At 49.8% G+C, this 26182-nt stretch carries 22 protein-coding genes; 13 read left to right on the forward strand and 9 right to left on the reverse strand.

Annotated features, from left to right (window positions below):
- Positions 1-42 precede the first annotated feature (42 nt).
- The 6 genes from HWI92_RS05240 to HWI92_RS05265 form a co-directional block, all read right to left on the reverse strand.
- Positions 43-1431 carry a TolC family protein gene (locus HWI92_RS05240; protein WP_204661324.1) on the reverse strand — a complete coding sequence of 463 codons (1389 nt, stop codon included), beginning with the start codon at positions 1429-1431 and terminating at the stop codon, positions 43-45.
- Positions 1432-1569: 138 nt separating this feature from the next.
- Positions 1570-2481, reverse strand: coding sequence for a helix-turn-helix domain-containing protein (locus HWI92_RS05245; RefSeq protein WP_204661326.1), 912 nt, complete (start codon positions 2479-2481; stop codon positions 1570-1572).
- Between the two features lie 156 nt (positions 2482-2637).
- The gene (locus HWI92_RS05250; protein WP_204661328.1) at positions 2638-3018 is read right to left on the reverse strand and encodes a hypothetical protein; all 381 of its coding nucleotides are present in this window, start codon (positions 3016-3018) and stop codon (positions 2638-2640) included.
- Between the two features lie 366 nt (positions 3019-3384).
- Positions 3385-3783: a hypothetical protein gene (locus HWI92_RS05255; RefSeq protein WP_204661330.1), complete on the reverse strand. Its 399-nt coding sequence runs from the start codon at positions 3781-3783 to the stop codon at positions 3385-3387.
- 301 nt (positions 3784-4084) lie between these two features.
- The gene (locus HWI92_RS05260) at positions 4085-4969 is read right to left on the reverse strand and encodes a bestrophin family protein (protein WP_204661332.1); all 885 of its coding nucleotides are present in this window, start codon (positions 4967-4969) and stop codon (positions 4085-4087) included.
- On the reverse strand, positions 4966-5553 hold the full coding sequence (locus HWI92_RS05265) for a 3'-5' exonuclease (RefSeq protein ID WP_204661334.1): 588 nt from the start codon (positions 5551-5553) through the stop codon (positions 4966-4968). The genes HWI92_RS05260 and HWI92_RS05265 overlap by 4 nt, the downstream gene beginning before the upstream one ends.
- 123 nt (positions 5554-5676) lie before the next feature.
- Here HWI92_RS05265 and nspC point away from each other — a divergent pair, with 123 nt between their 5' ends.
- On the forward strand, positions 5677-6828 hold the full coding sequence (gene nspC / locus HWI92_RS05270) for a carboxynorspermidine decarboxylase (protein ID WP_204661336.1): 1152 nt from the start codon (positions 5677-5679) through the stop codon (positions 6826-6828).
- A gap of 80 nt (positions 6829-6908) precedes the next feature.
- Here the strand turns inward: nspC and HWI92_RS05275 are convergent, their stop codons facing one another.
- Positions 6909-7787: a PIG-L deacetylase family protein gene (locus HWI92_RS05275; RefSeq protein WP_204661338.1), complete on the reverse strand. Its 879-nt coding sequence runs from the start codon at positions 7785-7787 to the stop codon at positions 6909-6911.
- A gap of 294 nt (positions 7788-8081) precedes the next feature.
- Between HWI92_RS05275 and pyrG the strand changes: the two genes are divergently transcribed.
- The 5 genes from pyrG to HWI92_RS05300 all read left to right on the forward strand — a co-directional run bounded on the left by pyrG (position 8082) and on the right by HWI92_RS05300 (position 15820).
- A complete protein-coding gene (pyrG, locus tag HWI92_RS05280; RefSeq protein WP_204661340.1) occupies positions 8082-9746 on the forward strand; it encodes a CTP synthase in 1665 nt (554 codons plus the stop codon).
- A 76-nt stretch (positions 9747-9822) separates the two neighbouring features.
- Positions 9823-11646 (forward strand): membrane protein insertase YidC, encoded by a 1824-nt coding sequence (gene yidC, locus HWI92_RS05285; RefSeq protein ID WP_204661342.1) that lies wholly within the window; start codon positions 9823-9825, stop codon positions 11644-11646.
- Between the two features lie 109 nt (positions 11647-11755).
- Positions 11756-13468, forward strand: a complete 1713-nt coding sequence (locus HWI92_RS05290; protein ID WP_204661344.1) for an ABC transporter substrate-binding protein — start codon at positions 11756-11758, stop codon at positions 13466-13468.
- Between the two features lie 21 nt (positions 13469-13489).
- On the forward strand, positions 13490-14785 hold the full coding sequence (gene hemL, locus HWI92_RS05295) for a glutamate-1-semialdehyde 2,1-aminomutase (RefSeq protein WP_204661346.1): 1296 nt from the start codon (positions 13490-13492) through the stop codon (positions 14783-14785).
- Between the two features lie 24 nt (positions 14786-14809).
- On the forward strand, positions 14810-15820 hold the full coding sequence (locus HWI92_RS05300; protein ID WP_229248928.1) for a glycosyltransferase family 2 protein: 1011 nt from the start codon (positions 14810-14812) through the stop codon (positions 15818-15820).
- Here the strand turns inward: HWI92_RS05300 and HWI92_RS05305 are convergent, their stop codons facing one another.
- Positions 15821-16594 (reverse strand): class I SAM-dependent methyltransferase, encoded by a 774-nt coding sequence (locus HWI92_RS05305; RefSeq protein WP_204661350.1) that lies wholly within the window; start codon positions 16592-16594, stop codon positions 15821-15823. It lies immediately after the preceding gene.
- 109 nt (positions 16595-16703) lie between these two features.
- Between HWI92_RS05305 and HWI92_RS05310 the strand changes: the two genes are divergently transcribed.
- Complete coding sequence (locus HWI92_RS05310) at positions 16704-17024, forward strand: hypothetical protein (RefSeq protein WP_229248929.1); 321 nt, start codon at positions 16704-16706, stop codon at positions 17022-17024.
- A gap of 34 nt (positions 17025-17058) precedes the next feature.
- Here HWI92_RS05310 and HWI92_RS05315 read toward each other — a convergent pair whose 3' ends face one another.
- Positions 17059-17211 carry a hypothetical protein gene (locus HWI92_RS05315; RefSeq protein WP_204661354.1) on the reverse strand — a complete coding sequence of 51 codons (153 nt, stop codon included), beginning with the start codon at positions 17209-17211 and terminating at the stop codon, positions 17059-17061.
- A 206-nt stretch (positions 17212-17417) separates the two neighbouring features.
- Here HWI92_RS05315 and hisS point away from each other — a divergent pair, with 206 nt between their 5' ends.
- The 6 genes from hisS (at position 17418) to HWI92_RS05345 (ending at position 26156) form a co-directional block, all read left to right on the forward strand.
- On the forward strand, positions 17418-18782 hold the full coding sequence (gene hisS, locus HWI92_RS05320; protein WP_204661356.1) for a histidine--tRNA ligase: 1365 nt from the start codon (positions 17418-17420) through the stop codon (positions 18780-18782).
- Between the two features lie 39 nt (positions 18783-18821).
- Positions 18822-19685, forward strand: coding sequence for an ATP phosphoribosyltransferase (hisG, locus tag HWI92_RS05325; protein WP_204661358.1), 864 nt, complete (start codon positions 18822-18824; stop codon positions 19683-19685).
- 11 nt (positions 19686-19696) lie between these two features.
- Positions 19697-20968 (forward strand): histidinol dehydrogenase, encoded by a 1272-nt coding sequence (gene hisD, locus HWI92_RS05330; protein WP_204661360.1) that lies wholly within the window; start codon positions 19697-19699, stop codon positions 20966-20968.
- A gap of 144 nt (positions 20969-21112) precedes the next feature.
- Positions 21113-22183, forward strand: coding sequence for a histidinol-phosphate transaminase (hisC, locus tag HWI92_RS05335; protein ID WP_204661362.1), 1071 nt, complete (start codon positions 21113-21115; stop codon positions 22181-22183).
- A 45-nt stretch (positions 22184-22228) separates the two neighbouring features.
- A complete protein-coding gene (locus HWI92_RS05340; RefSeq protein WP_204661364.1) occupies positions 22229-22753 on the forward strand; it encodes a hypothetical protein in 525 nt (174 codons plus the stop codon).
- Between the two features lie 85 nt (positions 22754-22838).
- Positions 22839-26156, forward strand: a complete 3318-nt coding sequence (locus tag HWI92_RS05345; protein WP_204661366.1) for a UvrD-helicase domain-containing protein — start codon at positions 22839-22841, stop codon at positions 26154-26156.
- Positions 26157-26182 lie beyond the last annotated feature (26 nt).

A 26182-nucleotide genomic window follows, 5' to 3' on the forward strand; every position in this document is an offset into this window, starting at 1 on the left:
ATTGCTCGATATTGTTCGGGAATGTTGCCGGTCCGGCCTGTCTTACTGTTTCAGGAAAATCCCGAAGTCACCGGAGGCCGCCGCTTTCTGCAGCAGGGCCTGCCAGAGATTACTGTTGGCTACGTCGCGGTTGGTTTCGGCCCTGGTTACCACGTACAATGCCTGGGTGACGTCTACAATGTTGCTCAATCCGTTTTTGTAAAGCACGCTTTTCTGATTGTAGGCATCGGTCGCGGACTGTACCTGCACAGGTGCTTCCCTGAAATTGGCCACTGCATTGCGGATCTTGTTTTCGGACATGATCAGCTGGTTGCGGAGCTGCTGATCCATGAGGTTGTACTCCTCTTTCAATGCACCCGAGATAAAGTTTTGCGCTGTTGCCTGCTGGCGGGTGCGCAGCACATTCGTCATGTTCCAGGTAGCGCCTATACCAAGCAAGTAGTTATATCTCACGGGCTTGATACCTTCAAAGTAGCTTTGGGTATATGCATTCTGGTCGGATGCATAGCTGGAATGAAACCCGGCGCCACGTCCCTGAAACACGCCGAACAATGAAAATACGGGTAAGCCAAGCGTGCGGAAGTACCTGGCCTGCTGGTCGCTCACGGCAATGCGGGAGGCGAAATATTTCAGGACAGGATGGTTTTCATTTCGGACAGTCGTATCGGCTATGCCCTCCGGCATTTTGGTGATAAAAACCGTATCCAGTACAAACTGCTGGTTGGTAATGCCAAGCAGCCGGGCCAGGTTGGCAGCCTGTTCCTGCTCAAAATCGCGCGACTGGTTGATGCTGATCTTTGCATTGGATACCTCTGCATTGGCTAACGACGAATCCACGCCCGGGTTCAGCCCATTCTTCGCGCGGGTTACCACCACCGTTCTCAATGCATCCGCACGTTGCAGGTTGTTTTCCCACGAGCGGGTCAGCCGCTGGGCTACCAGCAGGTTGAGGTAAGCCGCAGCAACCCTTACTTCGTGCTGAAACAATTCCTGCTGCACATCATCCTCATCGCGAAGCACGGTTTTCTCGGCCACGCCGATGCGTTCACGTGCCCGGCCGAAAGCAAAAAAGTCCCAGTTGACGTTGGTGAGGTACAGCGAGCCGAAAGCGGCATTCCAGTTTTGCTTTGCCAGCGGAAGTCCCGAGGAAGCTACCGATAAGCCCATTCCGTAGAGCGGCCCGTTCTGACCATTTACCGTCCCATAATCCTGCTGGGCCGAAAGGTTCACGTTGGGCAGGTACTCTTTCCGGCTTTGCAGCACCGTAGCCTTCGAGGCGCTGAGATAGTTGTTTTTGGCTTTAATGGAAGGATAGTTGGTCAGGGCTGTCTCGACGGCCTGACGGAGGGTCAGTACCTGGCCTTTCGCCCGCGGTCTCCCGATGGAGAAGGTCAGTACCAGGATGAGGAAAGTCAGAAAACTTCTCGGCATATAGGAGATGATTAATAGCAACAGACGACCGCCCGGCAGGTTACGGGGGCAGCAGGCTGATTGGCTATGCAAATGTAATTATGTCACCACGGGTTCTATTTACTTCTTTCAAATAAAATGTTATAAAAATCAAACAGCTCAGCGTTCAAGCACCCGGTAAGACTTCGGCGTGATGCCCGTCTGCTTTTTGAAAAGATTGTTGAAGTAGGCGGGATACTCGAAACCCAGGCAAAAAGCAATTTCGGCCACACTCCAGTTGGAATGCCGCAGCATGACCTTAGATTGTTCCATGATACGCCCTATAATATGCTCCGTTGTCGTTTTACCTGTAATCTCTTTTAATGCGCGGTTGAGGTGGTTCACGTGTACACCCAGCTTGATGGCGTAATCCTTGGCTGTTTTTAATTTAAGCTTGTGCTCGGGCGATTCGATAGGAAATTGCCTTTCAAGCAGATCCTGAAAAAGGGAGGACAACCGGGCGGAGCCGTTGCTATACGGATCACTGGTATCGGAAGGTTGCATTTTCATAGCTTCATGCGAGATGACATTTACATAATTACGCATGAGATCGTATTTGTGGATATAGCTGGATTCGATCTCAGCATGCATTTTCCTGAACACAATCAGCAGGTATTCTTCCTGTTCCTTGCTTAAAAAATAGACGGGAATGCAATCATTCCGCAGGATGGGGCAATCTGTCACTGTTTTGGAACGGGTCATTGTACTAAGAAAATGATCCGTAAACAAGCACAGGTAACCTTCCTGCTCCTGCGACACGGCCTGCCATGTAAAGGGTACATTCCGGTTAAAGAATACCAGTGCATTGCGGTCGATCTCTACTTCATGACTCCCATAAGAAAGCCTTCCCTTACCCAGTATAAGCGATATCTGGTAAAAGTCGCGGCGGGCGTAGGAGGTATATTTCTGACAATACACCCGGGAGAACACATTGAAATGCCCCTCATCCCCACTTTCCCGACCGGGCCACCTGGATGCCTTGGCGGCCGGGTGCGTCTGGTAAAAATGTTCTACGGTCTCGCTCGGTATCATATATTGAAATTATGAGATTCAAATATCGGCTACAAACCGGAGCCGTTAAAAAGATGTTAAATAGGGTTGAATCGAATTAAATGACCAATTTTCCGGCTTAAAGCAGGCTTCCTGCTGCGGAGGTTAGCGCCGTACTTAGGAATGCTGCATGATGATTTAAAGCACACCACTGACGAGTTCGCGGGCATCGCTGACCTGGTAGCGGCCGGCTGCTTTGTAATTATCCGGCGAAAGCATCGGATTAATGTGCATTTTACGTCGGCTCTCATGGGTGAACACAACGAGTGAAGCCGGGCGCGCGGCATAACGGGGCGTAGTGCTGCAGGTACCAGCCGGGTACTTGCCGGAGCGCGCTATCCTGGCCGGGCCGTACACCGGAATGACGAGCCCGCCGGCATGCAGCCGGGCACCAGCGAAAGTGTTATTGGATTGCTTGTAGTTGTGGGCAGACGTGCGTGCATTGTTACGCGTTGTCGCCTCCACCCGACCCGGCGACAGCGCGAGTAAGGTAGAAAACAGGAGTGATGTGAAGAACATTGTGGTAGGTTATCCGGTACTGAACTTATTCATTGTCAAACAAAAATAAGTTTCATGCCAGTTACTTTTCATATGTTAATCAAACATTAACCTATAAAAATCAAATATCGAAGAAATTGGCCTTGAAAGGATTGGCACTCTGAAATGAAACAATTAACTTTTTTCACGACGGGCAGGATGCAACTACTTCTAACACCCAGATGCTCTCAGCAAACCGTAAAAACCTCAATATGAACTTTTTAATAAATCTTAGGATCTACCTGGGAAAGAAGAAGCCGGCCCGCAAGCACTCAGATCGTTTTCTGATGTCCTCACAAGCCGGCTTTCATTTGTTGCCGGTATTTACAATAATCAAACGTTATCAGACTAATCTACCGTCGGGTATGTCTCTGAGCTCTGATCGGCTATTGCTTCCGGCTGCTTCACCCGCTTGCTGAACGGTGTCTTGTAATTGGCAGGCGACGAGAGTGGGTCAAGCTGCATTTTTTCAACCGGACGTTCCCGAACAATCACCAATGCAGCAGGTCTTGGCGCATACTTTGGGGTGATCAGGTCGCCGGAGTTGCGCGCCTTCGAGAATCTGTTTACCGTGTTGTAGCTCGGTACTTTCACGGTACCCGCCTCACCGGCAAGTGCCCTGGCTTTTGCGGCTTTATTAGGATGTTTATAATTGTGGATGGATACTCCCGGATCCACAATAGACTGTGCTTTCAGTTCGGCAAAGGCGAGACTGAAAACGGCCAGCATAATGGTGATCTTTTTCATCTCAACAGCTATTTAAATGAATAAAACAGTTTGTCTTGGATGAAAATAGACACTTTTACGCAGAGAACCATTTTCTGGTAAGAATGGCAAAAAGTGTAAATGCTGGCTGGGAAGTGCTGGTTTTAATCTGGTTTCTGAGACAAAATGAAGGATTAGAAAAATTTGAGTTTACGATAATCACTGTTTTCGTAAAAATTTTTAAAAAGTACTGGAAATCGGTTTCATTTCTCAACGCAACAAAAAGTTTGAAAAAACTCCAGTTCTAATCAGATCTTAATAAATACCGTTTGATTTGAGGATTTCAGTCAATCAATGCACGCACGGATGTGAGGACGCCCTGGCAGATGCGTTCCACCGGCAGGTCATTACTGTCTTCGCCAAAAGGATCTTCAATCTCTTCTGCAATAACTTCAAGGCTTGCCAGGATGTAGAATACAAACATGACGAACGGAATTACCAGAAAATGCAGGCTGAAAACATAGCCGATCGGCAACGTGAGGCAGTATACAAAAATGAATTTCTTGATGAAGGAGCTGTATGAAAGCGGGATGGGTGTATTCCTGATCCGCTCGCATGCCCCGCAGATGTTCATCAATGCTTCAAGTTCATGATTCAGCACAATGACATGCTCGGGCAGGAGGACGCCGGTACGCTGCAATGTCACTACTTTGGAAAAAATGGCTGAGGCAATCTGAGCCGGAACGTGCCCGCCAGGATCAATCATGGACTGCCCAAAGCTGGTACTATCGTCAAACTCTTCACTGAGGTAACGGTTGCGCAAGTGATTTTTCATCGCAAACGCAAAGTTCGGGATCATCTTTCTGAAAAACTCGCGGTCAGCCCGGCTGGTGTCTTTATCCAAAAGTCCATTAATCTTAAGTGCGAGGTTCCGGCTAACGTTCATCATCGAACCCCATTGCTTGCGACCTTCCCACCAGCGGTCGTAGGCGGTATTGGTGCGGAATACCAGCAGGAGGGATATCACAAAGCCGAGCAGGGAGTGTACCAGTGAGACATTTTTCAGATCGGTGTTTTCACCGCCTTTCCAGACCTTCAATATCAGGTACGCGACAGCACCGGAGTAAATGGCAATCGTAACAATGAGTGGCGCAAGCTTGCGGACGGTATCCGCTTTTTGAAAGTAAAAGATGTACTTGAACCACTCCTTCGGATTATAGTCAATCATGCTAGTTTAACATTGTCAATTATCTTGTAAAACTCTTTAAAGCACTGTGCTGTGAGCTGTGCATCTTCGAGCGCATTGTGCGTACCCGTACTCCGTTCCAACCCGAAGTAGGAAGCCACGGCAGACAAGCTGAGTTGTTTGGGAACCGCCTTCCCATTACTACGAAGGATTTCAAAGCACAGGTAGGATATAGTATGCAGGTCGAGCATTTTGTTTGAGAAAGTCCAATCCACCTTTTCGCTCCGATAGGCAAACCGCAGAAAGTTAATATCGTAAACTACGCTCTGTCCACATATAATTACATCCGTAAACTTGCTTTTATTGTAGTTTAATTTTGTAATCCATTGTTCAAACATCGGTATCACTTCATAAATCATGGGTGCATCATCCAGCTCGTCGAGGGATAAACCGTGAATTTCTTCCGACCTGGACGAAAAGGCTTCTTCATTTTCAGGGTAAACGTTCTGCAGGAACGTACCTTTTGACTCCCACTGATCATCAAAGAATTCAGCACCGATCTGGATAATCTCGTTCCAGCCGGGCTCAGGACCGGTCATTTCAATATCAAGGACTAAGAATGGCATACAATTGTTAAGATCTGGGTGAGCGCAGGCATGAGGTGCAACTCTGCGTGGATTTTTGTGTTAAAATCTATGTAAACATCCCATTTTTGCGGTTCATTCCCAATAACACCTATTTGAATTCATATGGATTATCATAACGTTCCTTCTCCGTGCTTCGTCCTCGAAGAAGCTTTGCTGCATCAGAACCTCGCATTGATTGATAGTGTGCAAAAGGCTGCCGGGTGTACCATCATCCTGGCATTGAAGGGATTTTCCATGTACAGCGTATTCCCGACAGTTCGTCAGTACCTCAGCGGCGCCACTGCCAGCTCGCTCAATGAAGTGAAGCTGATCAACGATTTTATGCAGGTGAAAGCCCATACTTATATGCCGGCTTATCTTGAATCGGAGTTTGATGAAATACTGGACCGGAGCAGCCACATTACATTTAACAGTCTTGGGCAGTGGGAGCGATTTAAAAACAAAGTAGAGACCTTCAATGCTGCGCATTCTGAGGCTCGTATTTCCTGTGGTATCCGGGTCAATCCGCAATATTCAGAAGTAACTACCGATATGTACAATCCGTGCGTACCCGGGTCGAGGCTGGGCGTAACGCGCGACAAGCTGCCGGAACACCTGCCGGAAGGCATCGAAGGGCTGCATTTCCATACGCTTTGTGAAAATGGGTCTGACACCCTGGAACGTACACTGGCGGCACTTGAAAGCAGGTTTGGCGACCTGCTGCACGAAGCCAAATGGCTGAACATGGGCGGTGGCCACCTGATGACGCGTGAGGGATACGACATTGAAAAACTGATCGCCCTGGTAAAAGCGATCCGGGAACGTTACGATCTGGATGTGATTTTGGAACCAGGTTCGGCCATTGCATGGCGAACCGGTGTACTGGTCACAACGGTACTGGACATTCTCGATAGTCAGGGAATTGACGTGGCTGTGCTGGATACCTCCTTTGCGGCACACATGCCGGATACGCTTGAAATGCCTTACAAGCCTTATATTCAAGGCGCCCACCATGAGCCTGTACCCGGAAAGCCCACTTACCGGATGGGAGGGATGACCTGTCTTGCAGGGGATTTTATGGGTGATTACTCATTTGAACAACCGCTGCAAATTGGCGATAAAATCATATTTGAAGATATGATCCACTACACGATGGTCAAAACTACAACATTTAACGGTGTTAACTTACCTTCCATTGGCGTGGCTCGCAAAAACGGAGATTTTGAACTGATAAGGTCGTTCGGCTACGAGAGTTTCAAGGATAGACTGTCCTGATTTCTAGCTTAATTTAGTAAATACAGCAGGTCAGTTTATGAGAATAGTGCTAAGCTTGGACTGACCTGCTGCTCTACGGTTTATTGAGGCAGCATGGGAAATAGCCTCTTGATTTCTTCCGGGCCTGGCTGCTTTCCATACTCACAAATTTCGAATACCTCCACAAACTTGACCTTGCCTGCCTTTTCAGGGCCGTACCATTTGTCAAGCGTCTGCTTGATCTCCGGCGTTACCGACGATCGCCGGCCGATGCTCTCCAGAAGCCATTTTTTGCGCTCCACCTTGTCTTTGGGTACTTTGTCAAGATCCTGGTTGGTCCAGGGCAGCCACTCGTAGAACTGGGAAACATGCGCATCCAGTCCGTCGACCTTTTTAGCAAGTGCATCGGTTATGTCCACTGCAATGTCCGGCCGGAAAGGATTTGGTCTCTGAAAGCGGTCGCGAAAGTACAGGAACACCGGGTTTTTGGTCAGCGGGGGCACACTGCTGAGGATATTGGGCACAATCACCAGGTAGGCGGCATCCTGTACCACCACGCCGGTATTGCGGTGATCGGGATGATAGTCGTTGGTGCGGGGGGCAATCACGATGTCGGCATTCCATTCGCGGATTTTACGGATGACCAGCAGCCTGTTTTCCAGGGTTGGTAAAAGTTCACCATCATGGTTGTCGAGCACGTCGTAAGTAATGCCCAGCCGCCTGGCTACTTCCCTGGTTTCCAGTAATCGACGGTTGGCCAGCTCGCCTCCGCCCATATCCTGGTGTCCTTTGTCGCCATTCGTCAGCGAAACAAACTTTACCTGATGGCCCATGGATGAATAGATGGAGGCAATGCCGCCGGCACCAAGATCACAATCATCAGGATGTGCTCCAAAAACAATAATTTTTAAAGGCTGGGCTGTGCTGGTTTGTGCCTGTGCAGGCTTGTTGCCGGCAAAAACGGCGAGCAAAAGGGCCATACAAAATGAATGTAAAGCAGCTGCCTGAAAAAGGCATGGAAATGTTTTGTACATCGTTCAAAAGGGTTAGGAAGTAAGAACAGGTTGGTCTCAAATGCAAAATATGCAAAATTGGCGGGTATCGGATACATCCGTAAGGCCAAACTCGCCCTTCCAGGAAAAATGCCTGCATAATACCGCAGAGGCACAAATGCTTACATCCCGTCTTCTAAATATTTAGACATTCCGGGCTGACTTTCTGGTGATGTTTCTGTACCTTTGTATCCCGTAATCATAGAAAAAAAGCAACGTCTTATGGCTTCCAAAGCACAAAAGACCGCGAAGTACATTTTCGTTACGGGCGGTGTTACATCTTCACTTGGCAAGGGAATCATTGCCTCTTCATTAGCCAAACTGCTGCAAGCCAGAGGGCTTTCTGTTACCATACAGAAATTTGATCCATACCTTAATATTGATCCGGGCACAATGAATCCCTATGAACACGGGGAATGCTATGTGACCGACGACGGGGCCGAGACAGACCTTGACCTGGGACATTACGAGCGTTTTCTCAATGTTCGTACTTCACAGGCCAATAATGTTACTACAGGACGCATTTACCACAATGTGATTACTGCAGAGCGCCGCGGCGACTTTCTTGGGAAAACCGTGCAGGTAGTACCCCATATTACCGACGAGCTCAAACGCAATATGCTGCTGCTCGGGCAGACAGGCGACTACGATATTGTCATCACTGAAATAGGAGGGTGCGTGGGTGATATTGAGTCACTTCCGTTCCTGGAAGCCGTACGCCAGCTTAAATTCGAGATGGAAGAGCACGATACGCTCATGATCCATTTAACCCTGATCCCTTACCTGAACTCCTCCGGCGAGCTTAAAACCAAGCCTACCCAGCACTCTGTCAGAATGCTGCAGGAATCAGGAATCCAGCCCGATATCCTGGTTTGCCGTACGGAGCATCCGCTGCCGTATGACATCCGCAAAAAAGTGGCGCTTTTCTGCAACGTACATGTGAATTCGGTGATTGAAGCGATGGATGCCGACACGATTTACGCTGTCCCGCTGCTCATGCTGAAAGAGCGCCTTGACCAGCGTGCGTTGTACATGCTGGATATTTATAATGATAAGGATGTAGAGCTGGACACGTGGAAAACATTCCTTTCCAGGTTGAAAAATCCCGTGGATTCGGTCCGGATCGGGCTGGTAGGGAAGTACGTGGAGCTCCATGATGCCTACAAGTCGATTGTTGAATCGTTCATCCATGCCGGCGCAGCCAACGAATGCAAGGTAAATATCGAGTGGATCCATTCAGAAACGCTTACCGCTGAAAATGCTGTTGAAAAACTCGAAAACCTGGACGGTGTGCTGGTAGCACCCGGATTTGGGGAGCGGGGTATCGAGGGGAAAATTGCTGCTATTCAATATGTGAGGGAAAACAATATTCCGTTTTTCGGGATTTGCCTGGGTATGCAAATGGCCGTGATCGAGTATGCTCGCAATGTGATCGGCTGGGAGCCGGCGCATTCCGTTGAAATGGATGCAAATACGGAGTACCCGGTGATTAATCTCATGGAAGACCAGAAAGACATTTCTACCAAAGGAGGGACCATGCGTCTGGGAGCTTATCCGTGCCGCATCAAAAAAGATACGCTTGCCTACCGGATTTATGGCAAAACCAACATTACCGAGCGTCACCGTCACCGCTACGAGTTCAACAACAAGTATCTTAAGGATTTTGATGAAAAAGGGCTGATCGCGACGGGTATCAATCCGGAAAACAATTTGGTGGAAATGGTTGAGCTGCCTTCACATCCGTTCTATATCGGTGTGCAGTTTCACCCTGAGCTGAAAAGCACGGTGATCAATCCGCACCCGATTTTTGTCAATTTTGTGAAAGCAGCGTTGACATACTCCCTGGAAAAAAGGTCGGTAGAGTCTGTAAACAGTTCAGTCCATTGATCGTAAAGCCGGTAAGCAAAAACTTCTTACCTTTGACGTCCCGCGAGGGAAAATCTTCAATCATTTAAAGTAAATAATGGACAAAAATTTTGTGATCGGCTTAGTACTGATTATGCTAATGCTGATAGGCTACCAGGTCCTTGTTCCAAAACCCGTGGAGCAGGTCCCGACGGCGCAAGTGAAGAAAGAAGCTTCAAACTCTCCCGCTACCACTTCAACTACCCAGGACAATAATCAGGCCGGTTTGCAGCAGGGCGACTCTGCGGTTGTGCAAACACCTCCTCAGGATCTTGTTATCGAAACCAGCGACCTCCGTGTTGTCTTTTCTAACAAAGGCGGTGTCATGAAGGAGGTTTTACTTAAAAAATACAAAACGTTTGATCATAAACCACTCTATCTGATTGCGGAAGGACATAACAGGTTCCAGCTTGATTTCCCGTCGGCTGCTGCCAATGTACGGCTGAGCGACATGTTCTTCACAACCAGCGCGACGAACAGAACGTTATCCGAGAAAGACTCGGCGGTAATCTCGTATCGCGTCGACCTGAAAAACAACCAGTATCTGGAGCAAACCTACGTGGTACGCGGATCGGGTTACCTGATTGATTATGGTATCAAATCGAACAGCACCGCTTCCGCCGATAAGGCATTGCACCTGGACTGGACGAATGACCTGCTGCAGCTTGAAAACGACATGAAGAAAAACAGGGAAGTAGTTACCATCAACTACTATACCGACGAACTTCAGAATCTGCCTACAAGCCCGACTGCCAATGAAGAAGCACTGGCTGCTGAGCCGGTAAAATGGTTTACGATCAAGCACAAATACTTTCTTGCCGGTTTGATCGCGAAAAGCGGTCCGCTCACAAATGTAGCCCTGCGTGCCAGTGTGAACCCTCAGGACTCGACCATCGTGAAAACGATGAACATATCGGCCAACATACCGGTATCAACAATTCAGAAGGGACAGGCTGCGTATCAGTTTTACCTCGGTCCCAATGATTATCATACCGTCGACCGGGTTCAGGCCGAAAATTTTGACCAGAATGTATACCTTGGGTATGCGTTCCTAAAACCGATCAACAAGTTCTTCCTGGTTCCGCTTTTCAATTTCCTTGAAAAATTCATCTCGAACTACGGGCTTCTGATCATCTGTCTGGTATTGTTTGTGAAAACGCTGCTCACGCCGCTGACTTACAAATCCTATATCAGTATGGCGAAAATGAGGCTGCTGGCTCCGGAATTGGAACAGATCCGTGAGAAAAACCCGGACGATATGGCCAAGCAGCAGCAGGAACAAATGAAGCTTTACCAGCAGGTAGGCGTCAGTCCGCTGAGTGGATGTATTCCTGTACTGGCAACCATGCCGATCCTGTTTTCGCTCTTCTTCCTGTTCCCGAACCTCATTGAGCTGCGGCAGCAAGCATTCCTTTGGGCCGGTGACCTTTCCACTTACGATTCATTTATCAAGCTCCCATTTACCATTCCTTTCGGAATCGGAAACCACATCAGTCTTTTTACGATCCTGATGACGGCTTCGAGCATTGGGTACGCCTATTATAACAACCAGATCACGCCAACCCAGCCGGGACCGGTGAACATGAAAATGCTAAGCTACTTTATGCCGCTCATGTTCATGTTTGTACTGAATTCATTCCCTGCAGGTCTTACGTTCTACTACTTTGTTTCAAACATTGTGACGATTGCGCAGCAATTGCTGATCAAGCGCTTTGTGAATGAGGACAAGATCCGGAGTATCCTGGACGAAAACAGGAGAAAGAATGCCAACGGTGAGAAAAAGCAAACCAAATTCCAGCGTTACCTGGAAAAATCACTGCAGGCTGCCGAGGAAGCAAAGAAAAAGCAGGCAGAACTCGAGAAGCGTTCGAAAAAGAAATAAGGATCCATACCGTTTAAGATCAGGGCAATGTTCCATTCGGAGCGTTGCCCATTTTTTTCTCTTTACTGCATTTCGTTAATTAGCCTTTCAAACGGTTCCCACTATCCTGATGTTACGAATTAGCTTCTTCCTCTTTTTTGCATGGTCCTTCTGTCTGGCTGAAGTTTATGGTCAGTCGGGTAGTGCAGCAGAAAGCAGATACAAAGCCGCCATCCAAGATTACAAGCAAGGAAGGTATGCTGCCGCGATGGAAAAGCTCGCGCCCATTACCAAAGCTGCTGAACCCGGCAGCTACGTACCATTTGCGCATTACTACTACAGTTTGTCGGCCTACCAGCTTAAACGTTATCGCGAGAGCCGCCAGACGCTTTTGCAGCTGCAGAGCAAATATCCCGGGTGGCGTAATATGAACGATGTCAATTACCTGTTGGGGGCGGTTGCAGTTGGCTCCGGCCAATACCGGGAGGGCCTTGATTATCTTTCAAGAATCAAAGAATCCTCATTTTCCAAAGACATACAAGCACTTAAGCAGAGTTCGCTCGCCGGCATCACCGATCTTGCCCAGCTGAAAGAACTGCAGAAAGCATATCCAGACGATAAGGATATTGCAATCGCATTGATCGTGTTTATAGAAAATACTCCCCGGTCATCGGCTACCGATTTCCAGCTGGCTGAGCAGCTTCAGAAGAACTTTAAAATATCAAAAAAAGACAAGGGCAGCGAATCTGCCGTGCCGAATAGAAGTACCCCGCGCTCCGACACGAAGTGGACGAAGGGATACCTGAACGTGGCGGTACTCCTGCCATTTCGCCTGGATGAAGCGGCCACAGCCAAAAGGCGCAGCAATCAGTTTGCCTTCGATTATTACATGGGCCTGAAACTGGCAAAGGAGCAGCTTGCTACCGAGGGAATTTCAGTTAATCTATGGGCCTATGATGTGACCAATGATGAGGCCGCCATGCGTTCTGTTTCCGATAATAAGAACTTCCGCCAGTCGGACCTGGTGATTGGTCCGCTTTACCCTGCCACGCTCGAAGTAGCGGCGGACTTTGTTGCAGGCAGTCAGGCGATCATGCTCAACCCGCTTTCAACAGATGGCAACATCATCAATGCATCTTCCAACATCTACCTGGGGCACCCCTCCATTTCATACCAGACCAAGCGCGCAGCAGAGTGGATGAAAAGTGCCGCACCCGGACCACTGACTGCCATTTATTACGGCAGTACCACCAAGGATTCTTCCATGGCTGCGGCTTATGCAGCGGAATGGGAGAGGCTCGGCGGTAAGGTCAGCCAAATGCTCAGGATCCAGCCGGACCGTGAGTGGCTGGACACCAGGGTAACCATAACGGAACAATCCAGGCCCGGGCACGTAGCTCTTTTCAGCTCGGACGGAGTTTCAGGTGCTGCCATCATCGAGGTATTGAATGGGAGAAAACTGAATACCCTGCAGGTAATTGCGACAGCCACCAGCTTTAATCTTCAGCAGTCAAGACTGTCGCGGTACGCTAGCAGGCTTTTCCTGATCGAGGCCGATTATGTTGATCGTGAAAAGGAGAGTATCCGGGCTTTTCAGCGGAATTACTACAATCTTGCAAAGACATTTCCATCGGTATATTCCTACCAGGGATACGATCAGCTGCTCTTTTTTGCCCGCATGATGAACACCTACAGGGACAAAGCTGCGGATGCATTGCGAAAGCAGAAGTATGAAAACGGAGAATTTCTGCTGTCAGGGTTTAACTACACCAAAGCCAACGAAAATCAGATTACACCCATACTAAGGTTCAATGGCAGCAAATGGGCTCCGGTAGACAAATAGGTGATATTACTAAAAACGACAATGAACAGAACAGCCAGTCAGGCCTTATTTGAACGAGCACAACATTTTATCCCCGGCGGCGTAAACTCACCCGTACGCGCATTCCGGGCCGTAGGCGGATCGCCGGTCTTTATCAAATCAGCCAAAGGTGCATATGTGTACGATGAAGATGGAAACGAATACATTGAGCTGATCAATTCGTGGGGGCCTATGATTCTGGGGCATGGCCATGAACTCATCCACGAGGCCGTGGCAGAGGCTGCTCAGCATTCCTTTTCCTTTGGAGCGCCCACCAGGCGAGAAGTAGAAGTAGCCGAGCTGATCGTCAGCATGGTGCCATCGGTGGAAAAAGTGCGCATGGTCAATTCAGGTACCGAGGCCACCATGTCAGCCATCCGGGTAGCCCGGGGCTTTACAGGGAGAGATAAGATCATCAAATTTGAGGGATGCTACCATGGTCATGGCGACAGCTTCCTGATTGCCGCAGGAAGCGGCGCGGCAACATTCGGCCAGCCCGATAGTCCCGGCGTGACACGCGGCGTCGCCAATGATACCCTTACCGCACCTTACAATGACCTGGAAGCAGTACGCCAGCTTGTGGATGCCAATAAAAACCATATCGCTGCCCTCATCCTTGAACCGGTCGTCGGTAATATGGGCTGCGTACTTCCGGAGCCGGGCTTCCTGCAGGGATTACGAAAGCTGTGCGACGAAGAAGGCATTGTCCTGATTTTCGATGAGGTGATGACGGGTTTCAGGCTCGCACGGGGAGGTGCCCAGGAAAGATTTGGCATCACACCCGATATGACCACCATGGGTAAAATCATCGGGGGCGGCATGCCGGTAGGTGCCTATGGCGGAAAAGCAGAGATCATGAACTGGGTATCGCCCGCAGGCCCGGTATATCAGGCAGGCACCCTGTCAGGGAATCCGATCGCGATGGCAGCGGGCCAGGCCATGCTGCAGTACCTGAATGCACATCCTGAGGTTTATTCGCAGCTGGAAACTGCCGGGAGCAAGTTAGCTGCCGGTTTTAACAAGTCGCTGCAAAAGCTTGGCCTCGACTACACGGTAAACCAGATCGGTTCCATGTATACGTTGTTCTTTACAAATCAAACTGTTAAAGATTTTCCTTCTGCCAAAACGTCTGATCTGGTGCTCTTTGGCAAATATTTTCATGCAATGCTGAACCGGGGCATTTACCTGGGTCCCTCGCAGTTTGAAAGTATGTTTTTGTCCACAGCACTTACAGATAAGCACCTGGATCTGATCATCGCAGCCAACGAGGATGCATTGTCCGAGGTGCTCAGTTTATAATTTTGTACAAAATCCTTGACCCCAGTGCGCCGATATTCCGTCATTATCCCTGTGTACAATCGCCCGGATGAGTTGCAGGAACTCCTGGAATGTCTGTGCCGTCAAACTTTCACGAATTTTGAAGTAGTAGTGGTGGAGGATGGGTCACGAATCAAAGCCGACGAGGTTGTCAGATCTTACTCAGCCCGCCTCGATATTCACTACTACTATAAAGAAAACGGGGGACAAGGTTTTGCCAGGAACTATGGTTTTCAGCGCGCCAGCGGCGATTATTTCATTGTACTCGACTCTGACGCGCTGATTGAGCCTGCTTACCTGTCTATTGTGGAAGATCGCCTGAACAGCGATTACGTAGATCTTTATGGCGGTCCGGATACCGACCATCCTTCATTTACCCCCATTCAAAAAGCCATCAGCTATGCCATGACCTCCATTTTTACAACGGGTGGGATTCGTGGAAAAAAGAACAATATGGGTGGCACGTTCCACCCGCGCAGCTTTAATATGGGATTGTCGCGGACCGTATGGGAACGGACCGGCGGGTTCCCGATCAGCAGGATGGGAGAGGATATCCTGTTCAGCATCCAGGCAATCAGGGCTGGTTTCCGCGCTGCATTGATCCCGGAGGCATTCATTTACCATAAAAGACGCACCCGTTTCGGCGCATTTTACAGGCAGCTGCAGTTCTTCGGGCGGGCCAGGATTAACATTGCCCGGTTTTATCCCGACGAACTTAAACTGGTGCATACCTTTCCGCTGTGTTTTACAATGGCGGTATGCAGCATACCGCTGCTGGCACTGCTTTCAGGCGCACTTTTCAGGCTTGCAGCGGCTGGGCTGGGTATTTACATACTGCTGATTTTCCTGGATGCACTCCGGAGTACCCGGAGCCTGCAGGTAGCACTTCTGAGCATTGTCGCTTCCTTTATCCAGCTGTTTGGCTATGGTACCGGATTTTTACAGGAAGGCTGGAAAAGACTCTGGGAAAATAAGGCGCACCGGGAGACAGGCGCCTCCATGGAATATCCTTCCTGACTACGTTTTCTGACAGAAATAGACGATCTCATCAGCGGGAAGTGCATAGCGCTTAACCTCAGCCGGCGTGAGCTCATCCATCACAAAGCGATCCTCTGTGACGGTAAATCCCCCTTTTTCAAGCTCCCGCGCATAATCCCGCCCAAATAGCCGCAAGTGGTCGTTCTGCAGAAAATGCTTCTCACGTTCACGCGGGTCGGTGATGGTAGCATCCTCGTAGGTAGTTGCATGGCGCAGGTCCTGGGGGGACTGGATCAGCGCCCAGCCGCCCGGGCGTAACACACGGAAGAGCTCACGCATGGCAAGCACATAATCGTCCACGTGCTCCATCACATGGTTGCAGAATGCAACATCAAAGGTATTGTCAGGAAAAGGAATCTGGTGAATGTCCATCTTGACTTTTGCAAGCGGCGATTCAATGTCGGCGGTGATGTAATCCAGGTTTTTCATCTCTTCAAACCGGTTTATAAAACAGTACTCCGGCGCTACATGGAGTACTTTCAGCTGCGCGCTGTAAAAGTTGGTTTTCCGCCTCAGATACAAGCCCATGAGCCGGTGCCGTTCGAGGGACAGGCAATGCGGGCAGAGTGCATTGTCACGGCTGGATGTATTGCGCCCATAGGGGAGGAACTTCCGGTACTGACTTTCACATACCGGGCAGGTCACATTTTTACCCAGATAAAAAATACTGAGGAAGCGTGCCACCCAGTGCCCGACAAGCTGCAGATAGGGTCTCGGAATGAACCGCAGAACGAAACTAATGATGCTTTTCATGGACCGATTATCTAAAAAATTGATAAATTTAGGATCATAACAAGGTAAAAAATAATTAATGCTTCCGTCTATTGATCCCAAGCCACCCGGCAAAAGACTGATTAAGAGAATGTCAACCCGAACCAAATGGATGATCCTCACTCCAATCGGGCTGATCCTCTTCAGTTTCGGGCTGATCAATCTGACAGAGGCGACCTACCAGCGAAGAACAGGCCAGCCGACACAGGTATGGGTGGTTCTCGGGATTTACAGCCTGGTCCTGATCAATTCCGGCCTGGTCATATTTGGTGAAGCGCTTCGTTTTCGGACCATGGTGAATATCCGGAGGGAAACCCGCAGAAGCATGCGCCAGATCATGCGCAAGGTGAACACCAAATCACCTGGGAAAGCCAAGTCTAAAAAAGCAAAAAGCCCTACCAAAACAGATTGACAGGACTAGTTGAATGACTTTCGAAGTGGCTTGCTTATTTTTTATTAGCTTCAAACTGAGCTTTGATGGCCTCCACATCTACGTTGCGTACTTCAGGTTTACGCAACAAATCTTTAATTTTCGCCGTGCGATTATTTGCTACTGCCCTGTTTCTGCGACCTTTACGTTTTAGTTCCGTAACTCCCATTGTAATTTGTGTTTTGTGAAAGAGCCGCAAAATTAATGATTTCCGCATAAATAATGTAGCAGAGAATCATAAATATTGTACCGGCTCGCATAACTTTGCCGCTTCATCCGGGCTGAGGCCCGATACTCCGCACTTACCGGACCACAGTTTTACCTGCGCCGGAAAGTTACAAATGCGGCATTACTGCTTACCTGAGGACAAACAGAATGAGTAAACCATCCCTTGCCCGCGGCACCCGTGACTTTGGTCCGGAGCAAATGGCAAAACGTACCTTCATTTTCGACACCATCCGTTTTTACTTCCAGCGCTATGGCTTTTTGCCCCTGGAAACGCCCGCTATCGAGAACCTTTCCGTATTGATGGGTAAATATGGTGATGAGGGCGATCAGCTTTTGTTTAAAATACTGAACTCCGGCGACTTTGCCGGCAAGCTTGAACCTGCCGACCTGCACTCGGGCTATAAGGTACTTACGGGTAAAGTGTCCGAAAAAGGATTACGTTACGACCTTACCGTACCGTTTGCGCGCTACGTGGTGATGAACCGCGGTACCCTGCTCATGCCCTTTAAGCGCTACCAGATCCAGCCGGTATGGCGCGCCGACCGGCCTCAGAAGGGACGGTACCGGGAGTTTTTTCAATGCGATGCGGATGTGGTCGGTACCGACTCGCTCCTTTGTGAAGCCGAGATCGTAATGATGCTGCACGACATTCTGCCAGCTTTGGGCATCCGGGATTTTACCGTCAAGATGAACAATCGTAAAATCCTGACGGGCATTGCAGACAGTATCGGGGCGCACGGCATGGAAGGCCCGCTGTGTGTGGCTATCGACAAGCTGGATAAAATCGGCCGCGAGAAAGTAGTGGAGGAACTGGTAGAACGTGGTTTTTCCGAAGAAAGCGTTACCCGGCTCGATCCAATATTTGACCTTGCTGCCGAGAAAGATCCTTTTACTTACCTCAAATCTTTGCTTGCGGAGTCAGAAACAGGCATGAAGGGCATTGCAGAGCTGGAAACCGTGTGGCAGCTCGTGGAGCAACTCGGTCCCGAGAATCTGAAACTGCAGTTTGATGTTACCCTGGCGCGCGGACTCTCTTACTATACCGGCGCAATTTTCGAAGTGAAAGCCAACAATGTGCAGATCGGCAGTATTTCCGGCGGCGGAAGGTACGACAATCTAACAGGTACATTCGGGGTGCCGGGCATTTCGGGTGTAGGCATTTCGCTGGGCGTAGACCGTATTTATGACGTCATGGAAGAACTGGGCCTGTTTCCCGAAAACCAGACGACCAGTACACAGGTAATGATTTCGAACTTTGACGAACAGGCATTCCGGTTTGCACTGGGTATTCTGCCGCAACTCAGGAAGGCTGGTATCAATGCAGAACTTTACCCGGATTCGGTGAAGCTTAAAAAGCAGCTTGACTATGCAGACCGGAAGCATATTCCCTATGTCATCCTCATCGGATCGGATGAAATGGCATCGGGTACATTTACACTGAAAAACATGAAAACAGGGGAGCAGCTGAAACTTGCGCTGCCTGCAATCATATCGCATATCAATGCCGGATAATTCCGGCTTCCATCATTTTAATTACAAGCTACCAGGTACATGGCTGATAATATTTTAAGAATTGCAATTCAGAAGTCGGGCAGGCTCAGTGAAGATTCGCTGAAACTGATCAAGGAATGTGGTATCCGGTTTGACAATGGTGCCGGCAAGCTCAAAACCAATGCGACCAATTTTCCGGCAGAAATACTTTTTCTCCGCGACGACGATATTCCCGGCTACGTGGAAGACGGCGTGGCGCACCTCGGTATTGTGGGTGAAAACGTATCCGAAGAGTCGGCCAGGGATGTTGATACGGTACATAAACTGGGTTTTTCACGCTGCCGCCTGTCAATCGGGGTGCTGCGTGAGCATGATTACCAAGGTGTTAGTGACCTGCAGGGAAAAAGCATCGCTACGACTTACCCGCGTTTACTGGGCCAGTATCTGGAAGCAAATGGGGTCAATGCAGCGATCCACGAGATCAGCGGCTCGGTTGAGATCGCGCCCAGCATCGGGCTGGCCGATGCGGTATGCGACATCGTGAGTTCCGGAAGCACACTTTTGAGCAATGGTTTGAAAGAAGTGGAAACCATATTCCGCTCGGAAGCCGTGATGATCGCCAGCAAACATTTATCCGATACACAAAAGACCCTGCTGGATCAGTTGCTTTTCAGGATCAAATCGGTACAGGCGGCAAAAAATAATAAGTACATACTGTTAAACTGCCCTACCGGCGCAGTCGAAAATATCGCCCAGTTCCTGCCGGGGATGCGCTCACCGACGGTAGTTCCATTGGCTACGGAAGGCTGGTGCTCAATGCATTCGGTAATCAATGAGAATGATTTCTGGGAAAATATAGAGAAAATCAGGCAGGCTGGTGCAGAGGGGATTCTGGTGATTCCCATTGAAAAAATGATCTTGTAAAAACATCCTCAATGAAGACGATTACCTTTCCGCCGCGCTCCGAATGGCCAGGGCTGGTAGCCCGGCCCGTGCAGGATGCGGGAGATATTGAAAGAAAAGTAGCGCCGATCCTCGAACAGGTAAAAACCCAAGGCGATGCGGGCGTACGCGAGCTTGCTTTACGCTTTGACAAGGTTGAGCTGCAAAGCCTGGCGTTCCCGGAAGAGGAGCTTGCCGGTGCCGAACACAAGCTGGACGACAGCCTGAAAAGCGCGATCCGGCAGGCCTATGATAACATTTTTCGTTTTCATAAAGGACAACTGCAGCCTGCCGAAAAAATCGAGACCATGCCGGGTGTCACCTGCTGGCGGCGGAGCGTGGGAATAGAAAAAGTGGGCATTTACATTCCGGGAGGTACCGCACCATTGTTCAGTACCGTGCTGATGCTGGGAATTCCTGCAAAGATTGCGGGTTGTAAAGAAGTGGTGCTCTGCACGCCTTCCGATCACCCGGCTATCCTGTACGCTGCCCGCCTGGCGGGAGTGACAAAAGCATTCAGGATCGGCGGCGCGCAGGCGATCGCGGCACTGGCCTATGGTACCGAGAGCGTCCCGAAAGTTTACAAGATTTTCGGACCCGGAAATCAGTATGTGACGGCCGCCAAAATGCTCGTTAACAAAGACGGCATTGCGATCGATATGCCGGCTGGCCCGTCCGAAGTTGCCGTATATGCGGATGATACCGCCGTACCCGAGTTTGTTGCTGCCGACCTGCTTTCACAGGCTGAGCATGGGCCCGACAGCCAGGTGCTGCTGGTCTCGACCAGTCAGGAACTGATTACGGCAGTCGATCAATGCCTGGACATACAGTTGGCCGATCTTCCGAGAAAGGAACTCGCCACACAGTCCATCGGCAATAGCCAGGCCATTCTGGTGCAGTCGGAAGAGGAGGCGGTTGACCTGCTGAATGCATATGCTGCCGAGCACCTTATCTTAAGTGTGGCGGATGCCGAAGCAGTTTCGGAAAAGATCATCAATGCCGGATCTATTTTTTTGGGCAACTTCACGCCCGAATCCTGCGGCGATTATGCGTCCGGCACCAATCACACCCTGCCCACCAATGGATATGCGCGCCAGTACAGCGGTGTGTCTGTGGACAGTTTTGTAAAAAAAATTACCGTTCAGCACATCACGGAGCAAGGTTTGCAAACCCTCGGACCCATCGTGGAAACCATGGCACTGGCCGAGTCGCTGCATGGACACCAAAGGGCCGTGGCTGTCCGAAATGAGAAGGGAAAATTTTAAAACCCTGAAGAATGTCCTAACTTACCAGATAGTGATATAAGCGTGCTGACATGTTCAGCAAGGTATCTTATCGCAGCCATTTGAATCGGACAAATAACTTTATTAATAAACGACCGGACCGAAAGTCCGACTTGTTATCCACCCATGAGTAACTTTGATTTAAGTAAAATACTCCGTCCGCACATTCTCACACTTGCGCCATATTCTTCGGCCAGGGATGAGTATACCGGACAGGTAGGCGTATTTCTCGACGCAAATGAAAATCCATTCGGATCAGCAAGTACCGGAAATTTCAACCGCTATCCCGATCCGCACCAGGCCGGGATCAAGGCCCTGCTGGCACCGCTGAAACACATCAGTACCGACCGCATTTTTCTTGGAAACGGGAGTGATGAGCCTATCGACCTGCTGACGCGCATCAGCTGTACGCCGGGTAAGGACAGGGTGATTATCCTTCCGCCAACATACGGTATGTATGAGGTAAGTGCATCCATTCACGACGTGTATATCGACAAAGTGTCGCTCACACCCGACTTCCATCTGGATGCCGACGCAATCCTGCATGCAGTAACTCCCGATACCAAAATCGTCTGGATCTGCTCGCCCAATAACCCGACGGCCAACACCATGGATCGTGCGTGTATTCAGCGGATACTGGAAAATTTCGTGGGACTGGTGGTGGTAGATGAAGCTTACATTGATTTTACAGATGAACCATCCTGGATTGCAGAGCTTGACCGCTACCCGAACCTGGTCGTGTTGCAGACTTTTTCGAAAGCCTGGGGACTCGCCGGGATAAGGATCGGCATGTGCTTTGCTTCTGCTGAGCTGGTCCGGATATTAAACAAAGTGAAGCCGCCTTACAACATCAGCCTGCCGGCCCAGCAATTGCTGCTTGAAGCTTTGCATGCAGTGGACAAAAAGGACCAAATGGTAGCTGATATCCTGACCGAGCGCGCAACCCTCGATACCATGCTGCGGGCATTGCCGCTTGTGGTAAAAGTGTACCCTTCCGATGCCAACTTCCTGCTGGTGCAGTTTGAAGATGCACGGGCAGTGATGGACTATCTTATCAAGGAAACCATTATCGTCCGCGACCGTTCCAGGGTTCATCTCTGTGACGGATGCCTCCGCATAACTGTTGGCACAAGTGAAGAAAACAAAGTTTTAATCGCATCATTAAAGAAATTCCAGGAGAAAAACGTTACAGTTTAGCGTGCCTCAGCGTTATAAACCGTTTTTTTTCTACAAATCCGCATTATGAAGAAACTAGCCTTAACATTCATCTGCACCTTCTGCTTTTTCGGACTGGCACAGGCACAGTACGACAACCTGGCCGTAGGCTTTAAGCTGGGCGAACCTACCGGCGTCAATTTCCGTAAGTATTTCAACAACATCCATGCGCTGGATATTACAGTAGGAACTTACGGCGGCATTATGTCCAAAGACCGGAAGTACAGGGGTGATGAAGGTGTTTACAAAAATACCGGTCTCTCCGTGCAGGTTCATTACCTATGGCATACGCCGCTTTTCAATTCAGAGGCAGTTCATGTTTACTATGGTATAGGCGGGCAGGTCAACAGCCGCCGGTCCTATCCAAAAAGACTGAGTGGAAATTATGAGAAGAATATCTCGCTCGGTGGCTCGGCCCTGGCAGGATTGGAATATTTTATCCCGGATAATCGCATTTCGGTGTTCCTGGAGGGCGGTACTTATCTCGAATTGTTACCGCGGCCTTTCTATCTGAGCCCTAATCTTTCAGCGGGTATCCGGTTTAATTTATAAGATATTCCGACAGATCTATGGATGTGAAAAGAGCAGGGTAACCTGCTTTTTTTATTTAATTTGAACAAAAAGCATCTTTCTCCCTGTGTTCAAGATTTACAGTTCTTCGGCTGGTTCCGGCAAGACCTATACGCTCACAAAGGAATACCTGAAACTGGCATTAAATGCACAGTCTGAGGGTTATTTCAAACATATACTGGCAGTTACATTTACCAATGCGGCTGCTAACGAAATGAAGGACCGCATCCTTACCATGCTGCGGCTGTTTTCGGAGTATCCTGCTTCGAATGCCGCAATGCCTGTAATGCTGGCGGATATCGTGCGCGAGCTGCATCCCGGAGCGGAGGCAGACAGTATATTGATGCAGGAAAAAGCACAGGAGCTGGCAGTGCGCGCGAGGTTGGTTTTCCGGCAGATCCTGCACCGGTATTCAGACTTCTCGGTGATGACCATCGACAAGTTTACCCAGCGACTGGTGAGCAGCTTCACCGACGAACTCGGCATCCCCTTTATTTTTGAAACACAACTCGACAGCGACCTGCTGGATGAAGCGGTTGACCGCCTGCTGGCCAGGATCGGGGAGGAAGGCGAGGACGTACTGACCACGATCGTCGAGCGCTACTACCGTGAGCAGGCCGAGGAAGGAAGAGGCTGGGGAACCCTGCCCAATCAGATACGCCAGACGGCAGAAACCTTGCTTAATGAGCAAAGTTACCTCGAGATGAAGCGGGTAGAGGATCTCGGCATGGAGGACTGGATTGCGATCCGCAAGCAAATGCGCGAGTACGTGCGCGGCGAAGAGCAGAAAATCGCGCGTCTGGCAAAAGGTGCATTTCAGATGATCCAGGAGACTTTTTTGGCTGAAAAGGATTTTTTCCAGAGCGGCAGAGGCATATACGGATATTTCCGGGAACGCTCGGAGGAAAAAAAGCTTTGGGCAGAACCGAATTCCTACGTTTACAAAACCATCGGTGAAGGTACATGGTACGGTGCAAAAGCGCCCGCATTGATCAGGAACGAAATAGAGGCGCTGCGGAACGATCTTGAAAACCACTTTCACCAGATTGAAAACATCCGACTGTCGCAAACCGGGACAGTACTGCTGTACCAGCAGCTCGACCGGCATATGTACCACCTCTCGCTCCTCGGAGAAATCAGGAAAGAGTTTGACGCTCTGCTGCGCCAGAATAACCAGGTACATATCTCAGATTTCAACCGGAAAATAGCGGCGATCGTAGCGCAGGAGCCGGTGCCCTTCATTTTCGAGCGTCTTGGCGAGCGGTACAACCATATTCTGGTGGATGAGTTTCAGGACACCTCGAAGCTGCAATTTGCCAATCTCCTGCCATTGATGGAAAATGCACTCGCGGGCGGATATTTTAATCTTGTTGTCGGGGATGCGAAGCAATCCATCTACCGGTTTCGCAGCGGCGATATGGACCTGATCCTGCATTTATCGCAAAACCAGATGGTGCAGCTCGGCACCTTGCTGGGCAACAATGAATTTCATCTCGAAAGGCTGCAAAGCCTGGAATACTTCCTGGAAATTAACCAGCTGCGTGTAAACAGGCGGAGTTTTCGCGAGATTACGACCTTCAACAACCAGTTTTTTGCATTCATTGCCGCGCAGATGTCGGGTGAGTTCCCGCTCATTGAAGACGTTTACGACCAGCATTTTCAGCAGGAAATACCCGAAGGGGTTAAAGACGGCGGGCATGTGGAAATTGAATTCGTAGAGATGGGCGACGAGCCCGACAGCACGGAGGACGAAGACCGCCCGGCTGATCCGATTGTAGGCAGGACCGTAGCGCTGGTTCGCGAAATGAGAGAGCACGGGTATAACTGGCGGGACCTGGCCGTGCTTTGCCGACGTAAAAAAGAGGCAACTACACTTGCCAATGAGTTGAAGAAACAGGGTTTTCCGCTCATTTCGGACGATGCGCTTTCCTTGGGTTACTCCCGGTCGGTGCATTTTGTGATCTCTTTTATGAAAGTGCTGCACGGATCCGACAATCGCCTGGCCAGGTATGAGGCTGCGTACCTTTTTCATCATGTGATCAGACGTCAAAACCCGAGTGCACGGGAGTACGAGCAGATCCGCCAGCTGTGCGAAGCACCGGGACTGGATAGTTTTCTTACCTACTTTCACCGCTGGAAGGTGCAGCTGAATGCTTTCAGGCTGCGGCAGCTGTCGGTTTTTGAGCTGAGTGAAACACTCATGAAGCGTTTCGGGATGTTTGAAAGCCTGTATGAAAGTGAGTACCTGTTCCGCTTTCTGGATGTGGTACTTGAATTCGGAAACCGCAAGACGAACCACCTGGGTGATTTCCTGATCTACTGGCAGCATGCTAAAAACAAGCTCTCCATAACAATTCCCGAGGAAACGGATGCGATCCGCATCACAACCATTCACAAGTCAAAAGGACTGGAGTACCCGGTGGTGATCGTGCCGTATGCCCAGTGGAAAACATCGCCCAATGCACGGCTCGACCGGATATGGGTGAACCTGGATGATATGGAAGATGATGCCCTTCAGCGCAGTGGCGAGCCCGGTAAGAAGCTGAGGAGCTCGATGGTTTCGGTGGTGAAGGATCTGGAAAATACACCGGTAGCGGACCAGTACCAGAATGAAAAAACACGTACCCTCGTGGAAAATCTCAACCTGCTGTATGTAGCATTTACCCGGCCGGTGCAGCGGTTGTATGTTCTGGCGAAAAGAGAAAGACAATGGGACTCGGGACAGCAGGTAAACCACTGGCTGAAAGATTTCCTGGCCAGCGAGCATGTGACGCCTGCCTGGGACGAAGGTCTGTCGCGGTATGTGCTGGCCCAGGGAGCCGGCACCTTGCAGCACGCCCACCGGAAGTCGGGGGCGGAAACCTTCTATATGCGCGAGGTACTCAGTAACGATCGTACCGAATCACTGCGCCTCAGACGCCTTGCAGACCGTATTTTTGATGTGGAAACATTTGAGCCGCGCCTGGATCTGCTCCAAAAAACAAAGTACCTGCTTACCCGCCTGCGAAGTTTGGCCGACCTGCCCGATATGCTCGAACGACTGACCGATGAGGGTATTTTTATCAAAAAAGAAGGCATTGAAATAGGGGAGCACGTGCACCGCTACCTTTCAGATCCCGTGCTCCGCCGTCTTTATCAGGAAGACAGCCACGTTCAGATCAATAAAGAGCTCCTGATTCCCGGCGGCAAAATGCTGCATATAGACCGGGTCGTTCAGCAGGCGAACGGATCTGTGACCTTTGTTACCTTTATCGGAGGAACGGGCACCGACGATGCGCGCAGGCATATGAAGAAGCTTGTAGGTGCCTATCAGGACTCCGGGAAGCTCGCGCATGGAGTTTTGGTGACACTGGGCACCGGAAGTGTGGAAGAAGTACAGAATTAAGCTGTATTTATTTGATTAAGCGACTA

This window comes from Dyadobacter sandarakinus, from assembly GCF_016894445.1.
Classification (GTDB): domain Bacteria; phylum Bacteroidota; class Bacteroidia; order Cytophagales; family Spirosomataceae; genus Dyadobacter; species Dyadobacter sandarakinus.